9 protein-coding genes are annotated in these 17,866 nt (G+C 38.5%); 1 reads left to right on the forward strand and 8 read right to left on the reverse strand.

Going from position 1 to position 17,866, the window contains the following annotated elements; genetic code table 11:
• Positions 1-101: 101 nt before the first annotated feature.
• From V6R21_RS19535 to V6R21_RS19560, 6 genes are all read right to left on the reverse strand, one after another.
• A complete protein-coding gene (locus tag V6R21_RS19535; RefSeq protein ID WP_334245238.1) occupies positions 102-4,232 on the reverse strand; it encodes a T9SS type A sorting domain-containing protein in 4,131 nt (1,376 codons plus the stop codon).
• A gap of 1,181 nt (positions 4,233-5,413) precedes the next feature.
• The gene (locus V6R21_RS19540; protein WP_334245239.1) at positions 5,414-5,989 is read right to left on the reverse strand and encodes a hypothetical protein; all 576 of its coding nucleotides are present in this window, start codon (positions 5,987-5,989) and stop codon (positions 5,414-5,416) included.
• Between the two features lie 170 nt (positions 5,990-6,159).
• Positions 6,160-9,537: a UvrD-helicase domain-containing protein gene (locus tag V6R21_RS19545; protein WP_334245240.1), complete on the reverse strand. Its 3,378-nt coding sequence runs from the start codon at positions 9,535-9,537 to the stop codon at positions 6,160-6,162.
• Between the two features lie 91 nt (positions 9,538-9,628).
• The gene (locus V6R21_RS19550; RefSeq protein WP_334245241.1) at positions 9,629-10,390 is read right to left on the reverse strand and encodes a polyprenol monophosphomannose synthase; all 762 of its coding nucleotides are present in this window, start codon (positions 10,388-10,390) and stop codon (positions 9,629-9,631) included.
• A gap of 207 nt (positions 10,391-10,597) precedes the next feature.
• A complete protein-coding gene (locus tag V6R21_RS19555; RefSeq protein ID WP_334245242.1) occupies positions 10,598-13,501 on the reverse strand; it encodes a T9SS type A sorting domain-containing protein in 2,904 nt (967 codons plus the stop codon).
• A gap of 25 nt (positions 13,502-13,526) precedes the next feature.
• Positions 13,527-14,618: a right-handed parallel beta-helix repeat-containing protein gene (locus tag V6R21_RS19560; protein WP_334245243.1), complete on the reverse strand. Its 1,092-nt coding sequence runs from the start codon at positions 14,616-14,618 to the stop codon at positions 13,527-13,529.
• A gap of 413 nt (positions 14,619-15,031) precedes the next feature.
• Here V6R21_RS19560 and V6R21_RS19565 point away from each other — a divergent pair, with 413 nt between their 5' ends.
• Positions 15,032-16,471: a hypothetical protein gene (locus tag V6R21_RS19565; RefSeq protein ID WP_334245244.1), complete on the forward strand. Its 1,440-nt coding sequence runs from the start codon at positions 15,032-15,034 to the stop codon at positions 16,469-16,471.
• Between the two features lie 50 nt (positions 16,472-16,521).
• On the opposite strand, the gene V6R21_RS19570 is transcribed toward V6R21_RS19565, so the two are convergent.
• Positions 16,522-17,439 (reverse strand): IS3 family transposase, encoded by a 918-nt coding sequence (locus V6R21_RS19570; RefSeq protein ID WP_334247588.1) that lies wholly within the window; start codon positions 17,437-17,439, stop codon positions 16,522-16,524.
• Positions 17,427-17,828 carry a transposase gene (locus tag V6R21_RS19575; RefSeq protein WP_334245245.1) on the reverse strand — a complete coding sequence of 134 codons (402 nt, stop codon included), beginning with the start codon at positions 17,826-17,828 and terminating at the stop codon, positions 17,427-17,429. Before V6R21_RS19575 ends, V6R21_RS19570 begins: the two co-directional genes overlap by 13 nt.
• Positions 17,829-17,866 lie beyond the last annotated feature (38 nt).

Consider the following 17,866-nt stretch of genomic DNA (forward strand, 5'->3'; position numbering starts at 1 on the left):
CATGGGTACCTTACCCTGCCATGCTTTTTTTTGGTTTAAAAAAAGCGACCGGAGAGAACTCCGGCCGCCTGAACCTATTATTGGTCCGCTCTGTCTGTACGTTACTTCAGGATAATCCTTTGAGTAGCAGTCTGACCATTAGAGATAGTTCTCATCAGGTATAGACCAGGTGCATTACCACTCAAATCAATCTGTTTCTCCTGTATTCCTGCTTCAATTACCGCTTCCAATACCACTTTACCACTTGCATCGAAGATACCTACCTTCGTTCCGTAAGTCGCATCAGGGATTATCACGTTAATCAAACCAGTAGTTGGGTTAGGATAGAATTCTACGTTTCCTGCATCGATTACCGATGTAACTCCACCTAGACGTGCATTGTTGTCGCCCAAGTAGTAAGTGAAGTATCCTCGGCATCCATTTACATCATGTACAATCAGTACATGCTTGCCATCTCCTGTACCATTGATATCGATGATACTAGTGTCAGTGCTACCTTCTACAGTTGAGCCATCAGGCTTTTTCAGAGTATAAGAGTAGCCAGCTTCTCCATTTGTGATTTCCACTTTCAGTCTGCCATCTCCTGAAGCCAGCACTTTTGCAGTCAGGTATGCACAATCTGTAGTAGGAGTTTCCTCTCTTGGAGTTTCTTCTCTTGGCTCTTCCTCTCTTGGAGTTTCCTCTCTAGGCTCTTCAGTAGTTCTGCCATCAATGTTGTATGTGAAGTATCCACGGCAACCCTTCTTGTCATACACGATCACAACTGTTCTACCTTCTCTCAGGCCAGACTCCTCAATGTACTTAGTCTCTGTTGTTCCTCCGAATGATGAACCATCAGATTCTTTCACTTCATATGTGTAAGGAGCTACACCATTCATGATCTCAACCTTAAGAGCGCCATTGTTAGCATAAACCGGTTTCGCACTTAGACGTTCGCATGGTTCTTCTTCACCTGGCTCTTCTCCTTCGTCACACTCTTTCACATGAGAGTATACCGTTCCTGTACATCCTGTGTGATCGTTTGTTACGAGTACAGTATACTTACCTACCATTGTAGCTGTGTAAGTTGGTGTATCAACACCTTCGATCAGCTCATCATTCTTGTACCAACGGTAAGAGTAACCGTCTGTCTTGATTTGCTCATTTACTTTTACACTTAGCAATACATCACCATCACACAGCTCAAAATGCATTGGCCAGATCGACAGGTTGAAATCTTTTCTTTCGTCATCAATGTATGACTCCAGCTCCTTATAACAACCACTTTCTCTGTTGATCACTTTCACTTTGTAAAGACCAGCTTCAGTTACTTTCAAGATTCTAGTGTCTTCATCCAACTGTGTAGTACCTTTGTACCAAACATAGTCGTAATCAGTACTGCTTGCATATCCTGATGCTTCTGCGATCAGTTTTACGTGAGGGTGCTCACAGCTCAACTTGTAGTGAGTAGGGTTAAGCACTGCATAAGGCTCTTTGTAGTTTTCTTCGATTTCTACGTAGTCATAACCTTCACAACCTGTGTTCTTGTTAGTTACTTTCACTACATAGATACCTTCCATATCTACACCTTCAAGACATTCATTTACTTTACCATTCAGTTTGTACAAGTAGTAGCCTTTGTCATAGTAGCCTTTAGCCCATCCGTAATCTTTATTGTCTCTGTCGTAATAACCATTCTCACCTCTCAGGATTTCGATTTCATCCTTACCGTAACCTTTACCAGTAGAAACTTCATATACATATCTTTTCTTCACAACCTTATACCACTGGTAGTAGTAATGAGGGTTCTCACTGTAATCCATTACTGAAGTGTAAAGTTTCAGTTTAGGCGTTTTGCAAGAAAGTACTTTACCTTGATCACCAAGTACAATCATTACCGCAGGCTTGTTCTTGTCTTCTGAGATAGTCACCTCAGCAATATCATAACACTTAGTCTCTTTGTTTACAACCTGAATTCTGTAAGTACCAGGCTTGTACGCATAGATATAAGACTCTTTGTAATCATCATCATGATATTCTGTCAGCAACTCAAAGCCATTGTTGGCATCCTTGAAGTACCAGTAGAACTTGTAGTTGTTTCTTCTTTTCTTCCAATCGCCACCCCATTGCTCTTTCGACCAGTTTTCTCTGCCTTTATCATCCATGAAAGGAAGACCGTTTTTCAGTGCTGTGATCTTGATCTTGTAGTCATCACAGATCACTTGGTTATCATAATCATCATTAGGAGTCAATGTGATACCCAAGTCCTCTGTCTGCTTATCATAGATATAGAACGTGTGTACATTCTGGCAACCAGTTTCTTTGTTCTTCACGGTAACCTTATAAGTACCTTCTTCAGTAGCATACAGAACTGGCATATTCTTACGGTCAGCTATTTCAGTACCATTCAAGAACCACTTCACTACATAATCTGACAAGTCAGCGTGATAACCATCTTTCAGCTTCAATTCCAATGTTACTTTACCTTCATTCTCACAAGTCAGTTCATCGTAATCCTTGTGCAAGTAGAACTTAGGCTCTTCCTGTTCGTCATCGATCTTGATGTAGTCAATGCCATAGCAACCAGTCATCTTATTGTATACATAAAGCAGGTAAACACCTTCATCACTGACAGTCAGACACTCTTCTACTTCACCATTCAACTGATACAGGTAATGACCGCTGTTTCTCCAGTCTTTTGCCCATTCGTGGTCCTCATTATCTTCTTTCCAACGGCTATCACCACCATTGTATTTGTACTTGATCAGTTTGAACCACTTATAGTAGTAATGAGGATCTTCTGCATAATCATGGATATTAGCACAAAGCTCCAATTCAGGGTACTTACAAGTCAATGTCTCCCCTAACTCAGAAGTAATCTTAACAGCTGGCTTATTTACATCTCTGTAGATAGTCATGGTATACATATCCTTACATCCGTTTTTGTCATCGTAAGAATAACCATCTTTGTAGCTGTATCTATCGCCATAAGTTACCTGTACTGTCAACTCAGCTGAGCTTTTACCTTCAGCAAACATATCTTCATCAATCTTGATGCAGTCATCTGGCCACTTACCCCATTTTTCATAGTATCTCTTGTAGTGGTGCTCATCTACTTCAACGCCATCAATCAGCCAAACTATTTTCTTGATATCTTCTTTGCGGTCATATTTACTAAACAAGTAACCATCCAAAGTCAAGCAGAACTCTTTCTTCGTATCTGCACAAGTCAAAGTCGCATTGTCACCATTTGGTGTAATTCCTACTTCTTTCAGGTAGCGCTTATCAGCTACATAGCAAGTATACTCTTCAGTACAGCCTGATTCATCATAAGTAACAATTAGCTTGAACAGACCTTCTTCTTCTGCTGCATATTCAGGATAAATCGCACCTTTGATTTTCTTGTCATCTTTGTACCACTGGAACGAAAGACCCGAGAAGTCATGCGAATACCCTTTGAAACCATTGAAAGCAACGTCTGAGATTTCATCTAGAAGAGGAATATGGTACTCAAAATACTTTAGATATACTTTGTTATAGCGACAGTAGATATCTTTTGTATAAGGATAAGCCTTTAGCTTAAACTCTCCTGGGAATACCTTTCCATCTTCAACTTGTACAGGGTCTGAATAAATTGGCTCAGAGTCAAGTGTTTCATAATAACAGCATCTGTACCAACCTTCTTCTTTTGCAGGAAGTGTAGGATCGTAATAGTTAGTGATATCCTGATAGTTACCATTTTCATTATTGGCTCTTTGCCAAACAATGGTATGAAGTCCAGTTTGGTCTGCAACCTCTCCATTAATTTTTACTATACAATCGATATCAACTACTGGATTCTCACAAGTCAGTACAAATGGACTATTGATCGCATTATCGATTTTTACTAAGATCTCATCCACTCCCACTTCAACACCACCTACATCTCCATCACCACAGTAATCTGAAGGTATTTTTACCGTGTAAGCACCTGGTTCCCAAATCTCCAACTTAGGATATTCCGTTTTATCCACATACTTACCATTTAGGTACCAGTGATATCCATTTGGAGCATTAACTTTGTACTCTTGCGTAAATGTTAACCAAATTGACTCAATTCCAGGCCTGAAATTAGGAGCCGAAGCTAATACTTCACCGATACAGGCCGAAGGGTCGATACTTTCATCTCCAGGGCTATTTGCCTTGGCCGTTTCCCACTGCGCACAGAGCAGCAATGAGAAAAAGAATAGTAGAAAATTTAAACGTTTCATCATTTGATGATTTTTAGGTTAGGATTACAGATTGGAAATTGACATTTGGTGACAGTACATTCTTTTTGATGTAAAATCTTCCAAAAGCCATTGCTTTTATGTTGAAAGGAACATGTCGTTATTCAAAGTTTTCACAGGGTTCTGTGAAAAGAGAAGTTTTTTATAAAAAGACTATAAGATCTAACAACTACCAAGAAGCTTTTCAACTAAAATCAAACCTCACTAAAACACACTACACTTTGTTATATTCGATCTTTTAATAAAGTCTTAAAGATCCTTAGTTGTTGATTTTCAATTTAAAATTGACATAGGAATCCCATGACGCCAGATTATATGATTTACGACTTTCATGATCTGGCACAAGCATTACCATTCAATTAGTCAAAAGCCTTAATAAACAGGCATTCGACTACCGAAGCATATGCTTTTAGCTACTAGGATTTAGGGATGAAGGATTTTCAGGATGGGAAGTATAAGTTCATCATATACTTATTTTTAGTCTTAAATACAGATTGTAGTGATATTTGTGTAAATCATTTAGCTACTAATGCAATAACTAAAGTGATTATATATAGACAGTTACAGTTAATTCATATTCTGGAAAAATCAATAGCTTAGGTATTGATATTGCTTTAAACTATTGTGACTCAAATATACAAATAAAGTATTTTTTACAATGTTATACGATCATAATAAGGTTTAACTTTCCGTATTACTCTGATATATATATAATTTATTCTATTTGATACTGAAATGTATACAACACTATCAGAATTGGTAGGTCATATAGATAATCATTCTTGATTATTTGTGTATTTATATAATATGGCTACGGAATAAAAAACATATAAGCACTAAACAAGAATGAGGTAAAGTTGATGAGTAAAAATAAATCACAGTCCATTAGATACAGCATAACTACTTCAGATGAAATCAGCTAGCTACATTTCAGGTTCAATGTAATTTTTACAATTAATTTATTCAAAAAAAATTCTCCTTTTTTAAAACCAAACACCAATAAAATTAGTTGGTTACAATTTTTTCATTCAAAACATGATATAACACCTTATACAACACACCATTTCAACACTACACTCTAAGAAATATACCGTATAAGGACATAAAAAAACAGGTGATACATCGTAGTATATCACCTGCCTCAAGCATTGTTCCTATATGTATAATTACTTTGAATGCTTTTCAACCGCATTTTCGATCTCTCTCATCTTTGAAGAAGAATATGCGCCATAAGTCATATAGACCACTTTTCCTCTACTATCCAACACATACAAATAAGGATCGTCTTTCTTACCTAAGCTCAGTTTTTCTTTGTAAGTCTTGATATTCCCTTTGTATGTCACCGTGTTATCATGCAGGTCTTTCATGATGTTCTTCTTCATTCGGCTTCTAACATTCTCCCCTGCTGTACGTGCCACACCATTAATCATTCCCAAGAAGTAAAGGTTTACATCATAAGTCTGCTCTGGAACAAACATGGTTCCTGAACTGGGCGCTGACAAAAATGTATTGTAAAATGGCTGTACCCATGTGTTGAGCTTATCATCGGACTGCTTAGAATAAGCCACTCCAATCAATGTAACCTTTCCCCTTGCCGCAGATGGCAGTGTAAGGTTTTTATCGTTCAGGTCAGTTACACTAATATTAGGAAACGCCTGTCCTACTTGCGCCTTGAGTGATATTGAAGCAGTCAAAGTCACAAAAAGTACCATTGCAAGCTTGATGAGATATTTGGGATTCATTAGTCAGTTGGTTTAATTCAATAAATCATGAAACTATTAATTCAGTATCATAAGGCCAACTACAAGGTGTTGGCTGCTTACAGAAACTAACATCAACCAGCTAAAAGCAAAATGCGTACCGTCACTCAAAAAGACAATTTACTTCACCATTTTTCAAAGCTAAATTAAGCTTATTTCACTTCTTCCACATACAGTTCTTCTGTATAAACAATGAATTTACGGATGTACTGAAAACCCATATCCTGCAACTGACTGGCATACTTATTCACCTGATTACTGTATTTTTCATCAGATAATCCAGTTTTGTAGTCAATCACAATTGCCTCTTTTCCTTTTAGAAGCAGACGGTCTGGCCTTAGTGACTTTACTCTTTCCAAGGACATTGCATCACTATTTTTGATCAGTAACTCTGCCTCATTTTTAACTGTATAACCACTTTGGCTATCAAAAAATGCGGAGATTTCAGGCATAGCCACTACCTGTTCCATCTGTTCTTCATACTCAGGCACTTCCTTGACAGTAATCAGCCCTTCATGTACCAATGACTTGACTGCATCGTGAATATCCTCCCTGTACATCACACGTTCAAAGGCTTTGTGCATAATCACGCCCCTTTTCCTTGCGGAGAAGATTTCTGACATGGCAATCATACGCTCACTGCCTTCAAGCTCATTACTTCGAAGTCTAATCCTGTCACGGTTTTCAGCATGTATAAAATGCTCAATTGGCATTTTTCCACTTACAGCTTTTGTCTCTTCCGGCTCATGTGAATGATCATCAAAGAAATGATACTCCTTAATATTCGAAACCGGATTGTCAAAAGGGTAAACTGTTTCTTTCTTTTCTCGAATATCCAGTTCTGATGTTGTCAGGAACATATCCATCAGTTGACCTATATTCTGAATATTGCCACCTTTTACAGGTTTCTCCTTGGTGATAATATGTAAGTAAGCCCCTGCCCTTGTCAATCCAACATAGAAGATATTAAAGGCATCCGTAAAAACAGCCTGCTTTTCATTGATATAATCTTGACGGAAAATGGTATTCTCTAACCTGTTACTAATCCCGATATTTACAGCGCTCAGTTCTGAAACCACCGAGTTATCCTGCCATTCAGCCCACAATGCATCAGTTGGACGAGGCACCAATTGCCAGTCTGCAAAAGGCATAATGACAGCTGGAAATTCCAACCCTTTTGACTTATGGATGGTCATCACCCTTACAGAGTGTTCACTTTCCTGAGTTGTAATGGAAGTATCATTTTTCTTTCTCTCCCAAAACTGAAGGAACTCCTGAATACTGTTGCCTTTCTGCTGACTGAATTGCAGAACTACTTCCATAAACTTATGCAGGTAAATCTGTTCCTGTTTCAGTTCGTTCAGTTTAATACTGCGAACCAACTCCTCCACCATTTCATACAATGAAAGGAATTGTAATGCTGTCAGGTCTACATTAATGGAGAAGACTTTGTTAATCAAACTCACAAAAGACTCCAAACTATTGGTGACCCTGACTTTTTCTGCCAGCTCATTATAAACCAAGCCTGAAAAGAAAGGAGATATACTTCCATTGGCTTCTATCACATACTGGTGCTTTTTCAGGTACCTAAGTAACCTCATTCTCAATGAAGCATCCGCATAGGTTGTAAACAGTCTGAAGAAATCCACGATAAAGTTTACGGCTTCAGAGTTTGTCAGCAACAATGACTCTGAAGATACCACACTGATTTTGTGCTTCATCAGGTGTTGGGCAATCTTTACCCCTTGGCTGTTATTTCGAACCAGAATTGCGATATCACCATACCTAAATCCTTGACCATTCAGTTCCCGAACTTTCTCATAAGTATACTCCAATGTAGCCCAATCATATGCCTCATTGGCTTCTGCTGTTGTCTGATCCTCAAACTTTGAGATTGTCGTTAGTTTTACCTGTCCTCCATCTCTACTGTTATGTTTCTGTGTCACCTGCGCATAGTACCTTTGCAAGTCAGGTAGCGGCAATACTTTAAGTAAAGTCTCAAACACATTGTTGTTGAAGGTAATCACATTTTTATGGCTCCGGAAATTGGTATCCAAGTCTTGAGGGTTGTCGTGCTCCCTAAAAACAAAAGCCTCTTCCTCAAGCAATGTTCCTGCTGCGGTTGGCAACTCCGGAAGCCCTACCAACATGTCTGCTCTACCACCTCTCCATCGGTAAATAGCTTGTTTAGCATCTCCCACCACCAAACAAAGACACTGATTGGTAAGTGCATTGGAAACCAATGGTACCAAGTTATGCCATTGCATCATTGATGTATCCTGAAACTCATCTATCAGGATATGCTTATACCTTTCACCAATCCGCTCATATATATAAGGTACTGGCTCACCCTCGATAATGCTGTTGATCTTTGCATTAACATCAGAGATATGAACCATATTGCGCTCTACTTTCAACACCTCCAGCAGTTTATCAAGCTCATTGATAGTTGCCAGCAAGAAAATTCGTTTCCTTACCTGATTTGCCACTATATAATTGCTCAACAGCTCTTCATCCTGACGGTAAGCCTCTATCGCATAGAACTTATCAATCAGGTCAGCTTTGATGCCTTCTATTACGCCTTCCAACTTTGCTTTCTTTGCTTCTCCTGAAAGCCACTTATCATCCTCAATAGTTGCAATAGTTGTTTTGTTAGGCTCCAGCTTCTCCAATGAGTCTTCCCTACTCGCTACTTTCTTAAAGAAATTGTAAATCGCTTTTCTATTGAAGTGCTTGTCTTCTAACTGATGTTGGTGGATTAAGTCCAAAGCTTCTTGCGCAAACCTTGCAATATCTTCCTCAACTTTCTCTACAAACTGAAATAACTGCTCCTTGATTTGCTTAAAACCATTCAAGTCCAAGCCTTTCAACTGTCGAACAACTTTTGCGGCGTCCTCATTGAAAAGGTTCTGACCAAACTCAAACAAATCACGGTCTATGTGCCAGTTTTTCTCTTCTTCTGCCTTGCTTAGAGCAAATTCTGTTAACAAATCACTCAAAGCCTTGTCTCGGTCTTCACCAACCATATCATGCAGGAGGTAAGTTGCCTCATCCAATAACTCTCGGCTGTCCAACTCAAGCTCAAAGTTGAAAGGAAGGTCTAGGTCTTTTTTGAATGCCTGAATAATTTTCTGATTGAAGGAGTCAATTGTACTGACAGAAAAGTCAGCATAATTGTGCAAAAGTTTTCGGTGCACCAATTTTGCCCTATGGCATAAGGTTTCTCTTGCATTGTCACGGCTATCGAATTGGCCTTCTACTTCGTCCAGAATTGCTTCCAGCATGATGTCCCCTGTATCTAAAGGATCCATAGTAGCGAAGGCAGAGAGCTTTGAAAGAATTCGTGCTTTCATCTCATTTGTCGCATCCTTGGTAAAAGTCACCGCAAGGATGTGTCTAAAATAACCCGGCTCAAAATCATCATCTGCTCCAGGTGATGTCAGTGCCAGTTTCAGGTATTCTTTTGTCAAGGTAAATGTCTTACCTGACCCTGCAGATGAACGGTAGATACGGAATTGTCTTTCAATCATAAAAAATAGCGTGAACCTTCCTTAAAACATGTTAGCCCAATCCTTTCGGAATGGGCTATAAGATACAATCTAAAGTCGTTATTTACTGCTTTTATGCAGCTTCTATATTTTCTTCTTCTAAAGGTGGTCTATGGTATTCCTTAAACCAGCTTGTAACTGTCATTTCCATCACACCGAAAAGTGCCTCCTTAAAAATTCTGGATGACATTTTGGATTCCCCTCTCGTCCTGTCAGTGAATATAATAGGCACCTCACAGATTTTGAAACCATACTTCCATGTCAGGAACTTCATTTCTATCTGAAAAGCATAACCTACAAACTTGATGTTATCCAAGTCGATTGTTTCCAGTACCTTTCTGCGATAACACTTAAATCCTGCTGTGGTATCATGGATATTCATACCAGTGATAAAGCGAACATACTTGCTGGCAAAGTAAGACATCAAAACCCTACCCATTGGCCAATTCACCACATTGACACCTGTCACATAGCGTGAACCTATGCTCATGTCATATCCTTTCTTAAAACATGCCTTATATAGTTTGATCAGGTCTTTAGGATTGTGGGAGAAATCAGCATCCATTTCATAAATGTACTCATACCCCAATGACAGTGCTTTCTTGAAACCATGTATATAAGCTGTTCCCAAGCCAGACTTCTCGGTTCTTTCTTCTATAAATATTCTACCGGGATTTTGCTCCATGAGCGTCTTCACACACTGTCCGGTACCATCAGGCGAATTATCGTCCACAACCAAGATATCAAAGCGAACCGGTAACTTCAGTACAGCTTCAATGATTGCCTGTATATTTTCAATCTCGTTGTAGGTCGGTATGATTACAATATTTTCCACTTGTCAAAGATATTATGCAAGAGTAGCTTTATAGTAAAATACAAATTTATTTTAATATAGTTTAACTTTCATTCTAAATATACTTTTTCCAAGAAGAAACATAGCTTAATGTTATTAGAATGCACTATTTCTACTAATTTCTTTACATACAAAAAGGCTTTCTCAATTTAATGAGAAAGCCTTTTCACAATCTAGCATATCGCTATATCACCTGATTATTAACTTCTTAGAAATCCCTTTATAATTCCCTGTTCCTACTTTCAATAAATAGATCCCTGTAGGTAATGGATTCAATTCCACTCTTTCCAACAAATCATAACTTTGCTTCTCAAGGGTCTTTGTCAAAATCATTTTCCCTGTTGCGTCCACCAGTTCAAGACTCACTCCCCCTCTATAGCTTCCAATGATACTTAAATCAAAGTAACCATTTTCAACAGGGTTAGGGAGAATAGTAACGCTATCGAATACCAAATCACGGTCAAGGGCTGTCACTGTACCATCTCCAAAAAGTCTATTGGTTAGCACATTACAGCTACCTAGCTTTACTTTCGCCTGATACACTGACTCAGGGTTTGGCAACTCAAAAGTCTGAGAAGTTATACCCGAGACTACTTCTCCATCTACAATCCATTCATAAGCATCCCCTGCTGTCGCTACCAGATTACCGCTCTTGTCCAATTTAATTTCAGCACCTGCCACGATAAACTCATGATCCACTGAACGGGTATTACCATCTGAATCTGATGCTTTCACATTTAGCAGAATGGTTGCTCGCCTATTTGGAAAGTCCGTTATCACAACTTTATCACCATCAAAAGCAAAGTCAAACGAACTTGTACTAATTGACGAAGGTGATACACTTACAATAGATGCTTGAATTGTTATATCCTCAGCTTCTGAGGTGTCATCTGAGACAATTCCTCTTAGGTTTACATTGATACTTCCACTTGGACAAAGAATTGAATTCATATTTCTCATGTCAATTCTTGGTGCATTATTGATATCAGAAACCAGCACTGTAATATCATCCGACATGCTTCTAGCTGAGCTAAAGTCCTCTCGGTCATAAGCTGTAATCGTTATTCTATCTGCTCCTCTATATCCAAAATCAGCTTCTAGCCAGATTGACTTGTCCACCATTTCAGCTTTGACTTTACCTCCTGAAGTATTCGCCATTTCAATCTCATAATAGAGCTCATCTCCATCCTGATCTACAAAATAGTCATCCAAGTTCTCAATTAACTTGATCAAGTCTCCATCATAAATACCTGCATAAGGCAATGCAAAGGCTGTTCTTTCAGGAGCGCTTTCATATTTCTCAACTGTTACATTGATTTCCTCATATGCATATAATGGCTCATCAGGTCTTCTCAAACTGTCAGTAACTGAAATGTATATTTTTCCTTCCCCAACAAAATCTTTATCCGTAGTCAAATATAGATTCAACTTGCTTCTTGTCTTATTTACGGGCACTCTTTCAAGGTCCAATGTCAACTCAGGAATATCTGTTGACACTTCGAACGCCAAAGTATCTCTATCTACATCCGTAAATGAAGCTTCCAGATCTCCAATCAGTAGTCTTTGTGTTCCTTGATATGTCACAATATCATTAAACTCTACCCCATCTTTTAATTGTGGTGCATCGTTTACAAACTCAATATAAAAGACGTAGTTCTTTTCAGTTGAGATACCATTTTCATCTGTTGCCCTCAGCGTAAATTCTATTACTCCATACTGATTTTCTACAGCTCTAAAGTAAAGATTGTTATTGGCGTCAATCCCTACAACCGTTGATTCCTGATAACCATCTTCATAAGTAATGGTTTTTTTCCCTCTTTCTAAAATGGCTTCATAAGTCAACTCACTACCTGTCGGATGACCAAAAAATGTATCTAAATCATACCAAAGGACCGTAGTCGGGTCATCTTCCTTGATATTGAACACCAGTTCTGTATTCTCTCTTTGGAAGGGAGCAATTATATTCAGTGTTTTTTTAACTGAATCAATCTCACAAGATGTCCCAGCCTTTAAAGTAATGGTGTAAGTACCTCCTTCATCAAAAGTATACTTCAACCCAGGACCTTCTTTATCGAACCTTGGGTCTCCACCAAAGTTGTAATAAAACTGTACAGCATTTGCTGTATTAACAGTGTCCAGCATAACTGTCCTCCCTGCAAATGAATCTCCCACAATTGGATTTCCTAAACTATCGCTAATTGAAAAGTCTATTACAGGTGATTCTTCAAAACATATATCAAAAAGTTGTGGCGTTGTCATGGACCAATTGCCTTGTTCATCCTGTACCCTTGCATATACATAATGCCTTCCTGAAGGAAGTGCCAACTCCACACTGTCTGTATCACCTTGAAGGGTAACAAAAGTTGCAGAGGCATCAGGCATTACCGAATCAATAGAATCTACCAAAGGTAACGCTACACTTTGTTCCAAAACATTACTTTTCTTGTACCTATAAGAGGTAGGCATCTTGTCTTCACTCTGAAGTGGCACTTCACCAAAGTAATACTCTGCCTTTACAATATTCTGGGGAGTAATTGGCTTGGCTGGCGGACGTACAAAAAAGCGGGCAGCCTGTGAGGTACTCCATTCACCTGACTCATCCTTTACTCTAACTCCAATTCTATGAATCCCATTTTCTATTTCACTGGCATTTAAAACCAGTTCGTCCTCCACCAAGGAGGACGGATTGGATAAGGTGACTAGACTACCTGTTCCAATACCTGAATCATCACTCAAGAAATATTCGTAAGCGACAATGTCTTTTTGCTCATGAACGGTCGGTGTACTTTGGTTTCGTATAAAAAATGGCCTGACTGTATTCAGTGTCCAATATTGCTTATTAGCTGTATCTTCCCATAATAGACGTACAACCACAATATGTGTTCCTTCATCCAGATTATACTCTGAAAGATTAATATCCAATTCCGCTGTTATTTCAGAAGAAGGGCTTTCTACAGCCACATACTTTCCTTTTCCCGGACCTTTGTCTTCATCAATCTGGTACTCGTAACCCAATATTGTCTGTCCAAAAGAAAAGAGCGGCAGAAAGCACAAGCATAAAAAAATGGTTGGCTTGATAAGTTTATAGCGCATTTTGAGTGATTTGAGTCCAGAAAAATTATTGCTGTTCTTCGCCAGGATAACCTGCTTTTATTGTCACCCTAATTTGCTTGTCTGATTCAACAACAGGCTTATCTATAGAGATTGATTGGATATAAGGCATCATATACCTTCCTCTTGGGTTATAAGGATAATTTCCTCCCATAATACCCAATGCATCTCCCTGTTGACCGGCTGTCAAAGCTGGAGAAGTTGACTTCAAAGTGAAATTTGAAGTTGTCACCCACTCGTATAAATCTGCTCTATAGCTGACCGTTGTAAACTGAGGATCCTGTTGGTTTATATTATCAACATAGCTATTGGTCTCATCAGAACCTGAGCTGAAAATATCTCTTGTGCCTACACAAAGGTTATTGGTGATGACACAATTAGTTACATTAGCCAATCCAATATCATTATTGGTATTAGCATTCTGAGCAAAAAATATGTTATTGATAATTGCTGCATCTGAGATGTTGACCAATGCAGGAACACTTTCATTACTAGGATAAAAAAGGTTATTGATCAATGCTGTAGCTTGCGTTTGTAAACCCGTGGCATAACCAATCACATTATTTTCAATATTATAAATGGCAGACTTCCCTAACACTGATGGAGTCTCTAATGAAATTCTATTGATAATGTTATTTCTGATATCAGCTTCTATAGCATAGGCAGTTGCATCAAGTGCTGTAAATTCTATAATTCCTATGTAATTGAACTCGATTGTCAGTTTCCCAAACTGCTGATCTGTATCTCCACTTACAGACTTGCTAAACAACCTTTCAATGTAATTATTGGCGATTGTCACATCACTTGTAGTTTCAGAAACTGTCACAGAACCTATTTGAGTCTTCTCTCCAAAAAACTCATCCGTACCTATATAGCCACCACCCAACAACTTAAGGTTCTTTGCGATGGTTACATCACCATACGAAACAGAGGATGGGTGAACATAGATCATACTACCTGCTGGTGCTTGGTCTATAGCCTCTTGCAGATCTGTAAATTGTGCTGGAATCCTTACATTATTACTGACTGTATATACATTTTGTGCTTGTAAAGAGATGGTCAGTAATAAACTTGAGATGATCAGAAAAAAATATTTCATATGGACTAATTAATTGTGGATGTTGTATTCAGGTTATATAACGAAGTAAGCTATATTTTAATACTCCAAAATCGAATTATGGTCAGTACTAGCTAATTATTCTCTAATTTCACCTGACAGCATATAATCAAAGCCTTTCAATGATTTTTTATAAAACTAAAAAGAACAGGCTTATATCTTCAAATATTGATATATTTTGATTAAAAAGTTACAGCAAAACATCAAAAAATATTCTGTATCTTACTTCATGAAAAACTAAGCCACAAGCTCACCTCATTAATACACACAACAACAGAACTACCTTAGCGTATTATTACCATAGCACTTTCTCACCTTTTCACCCAAAATACTATATGACGGCATTAATACTTCTATAACATCAGTGTTATCATCCATTTTAACCGTCTCAACTTATGCTGTGCAATCCTATATTTTCAAGACCAAAAGTATTATTTGTTCTTGCAGTACTTGGCTGTGTGTTAACCCAAAATTCTAAAGCTCAAAATTCCTCCACACCCTATACGCTTCACCAAGAAATTACTACGTTGCAGCTCAGAGTCAATGAATTTGAACTTGACCAAGCACAACTATTGGTTCAATCTTTTGTCAATGACTTTACAGCATCTCAACATCACTTCTCTACATCAATAGACCTTTTATTTGACTATGAAGTCAAAAAACTTCAACTCTTACTTAAATACAAGCAGGAAGAGGCTTTCTTAATGTACCAGCATAGTGATGGAGAAGTTCTTGATTATTACTGCAGTTTGAGATTGTATTCCCTACAATGCTTGAGTCTTGCTAAGTCATTACTAAAAAACACCTCTGAGTACACTGAAATTATTGAGTGTAAAGAATCCCTTAAGGTTTACTTTTATAAGGACATTAATTTTATACAAAGTAAAATCACTTACTGTGGCATCAGAATTAATGACCTTCAAAACCGTCTCACTTCATACCAACCGAGATATACTTCTTATAATAATCAAACAATCGCCCTGTTTGACAATTCTAAGACTATTCATCAACTGCATTCCTATATTACAACATGCGTAACCCCTCCATCAAACAACATTCAGTTTGCCACAGGGTACTTACATAACAACCACAAAAAAGCATTTATAGCCAAAGTAAGATTTGGAAAGATTCAATGGTTCAAAGAGCTGGGAAATGCCAATGGAGAAGAAACAATAGGAACATATGTGGGTAAAATCGATGACACTGCCATCACAAAAGTGATTTCAATTAATAAACAAAAAGAGCACTTTTTAAAAAGGCACTTTATCATTGAACTTACCGAAGATGGAAAAATCATTAATAGAACTGAAGAGAAAGATGTCATTGAACACCAAGTTTCTCCTTTATTTCTACACAAAAATCAGCAAAATGGCTCATTCCTTATCGGTCAAAGCACTGCTGAAATAGAAATGACTAATTATGGTGCAAAAGCTGATAACATACAACTAAAGTCTATCGATAAAGATGGAAATTTGGTTTGGCAACGAAGCGTAAAACTTCAAGGAAACGTCTTGGATGTCATTCAATTTGAGGACAATTTCACTTTTATCTGTAACTCCAGTTACAGTGGCAACTTATCCCAGTCTGAACCACAATCATTATCAAGCTCAAAAAATCATCAAGGTATATTACTGTTGTCTATCAACCAGCAAAGTGGGGAGATTAAGTATACTACTCTAGCGCTTTCAGAAGATAACAGGGCAATTAATGTAATTAAGATCAGCCTCAATGAATATTCAATTACAAGTGAGAAAACCTCATTGGCTAATAGACCTGATGCCCTTTTTGATGTAGTTGTCTCCAATAAAGGAGAAATCCTTTATACTACTTTATAATCTTCCTGTGACGTCCTGAAATAGCGTTACAGATTTACAATGATACAACTTTATATGGATCCCACTAGCTCAAGTGCTGGTGGGTTTTCTTTTTTATAGGTCTTAATCTTTATCTCTCTTTGCAGGTGCATGTATTCTGGCGTTTTCATCCTGCATGATAAATGGGGTCTTTCCGTGTTGTAGATGTCTATACTCTGCTTGATTATTTTCTTCATAAGTTGGATATCATTGATTTGGATTCCTCTTATAAACTCCTGCTTAAGGATGCCATTTACGCGTTCAGCTACTGCATTTTGATAAGGATCATACTTCTCAGTCATGCTACAGGTTACCTGTGCGTCATCCAGCATTTCTTGATAATCATCACAACAATATTGCAACCCTCTATCGGAGTGATGGATCAAGGCTTCTGCAGGGTATTCCCGTTGCAGGAGTCCCCTTTTCAATGCCCGGATAGCCCCTTGGGCATTTAAGCTGTTGGATACATCATAGCCAACAACCTTTTTGGAATAAGCATCCGTGACCAAAGCCAGGTACATCGGGTTTTGCCTTGTGCCTATGTAGGTGATATCAGCCACCCAAAGCTGCTCTGGGCGCTTTACCTCCAAGTGTTGCGTCAGGTTCTTGTGCTTACGGAAACGGTGATGTGAGTTGGTGGTCACGTGATATCTTCTGCGAGGCTTTATCAGCATATGGTTAGCCCTGAGGATATCGAAAAGCCGATCTCTTCCTACATCAAGAGTCCTTAACTCCTGTTCCAAGATGGTGTACAGTTTGCGCACACCCAAGCGAGGCTGTCGCATGCGTACCTGCGTCACTAGCTCCAATACCTTCACCGTTAGGGCTTCCCGCTTCTTTTGCTCCTGCTTACATCTGTAATAAAACTGCCTGTTTACCCCGAGTAACTCACAACATTCAACCTTGCTCCAACCGTGTTCAATGTTGCTGCCCTCGATTACTCGGGGGATATATTTTTTCGCACTGGGATGTTATATTCTTTCTCTGCCATCTCCAGCATCATATCAAAGAGAATGATCTTCTTGTCAGCTCGTTCTACCTGCTTCTCTAGGGGTTGCTTCTGACGTTCCAGCAGCTTGACTTTTTGCTCCAGCTCCAATATTCTTTGCTCAGGGGTTTTCGACATTTTTAAGGGGTGTTTGTTGGACCAGTCCAAGTTACCAAATTTTCGCAACCAGTCACGAACAGTAGATTTGGCTTGAATACCATATTTGTCACAAGCGCCCTGTACTGAGAGCTTGCCTTCTTCCAATTCAGCGACCACTTGAAGCTTGAAGGACATTGTATAATCCTTCTGAGTTCGCTTTATATAAACCTGATTTACTTGCTTCTCTTCCATGACGTTACAGTTTTGGTGTAACGCTATGCTAGGACGGG

This window comes from Limibacter armeniacum, assembly GCF_036880985.1.
Classification (GTDB): Bacteria; Bacteroidota; Bacteroidia; order Cytophagales; family Flammeovirgaceae; genus Limibacter; species Limibacter armeniacum.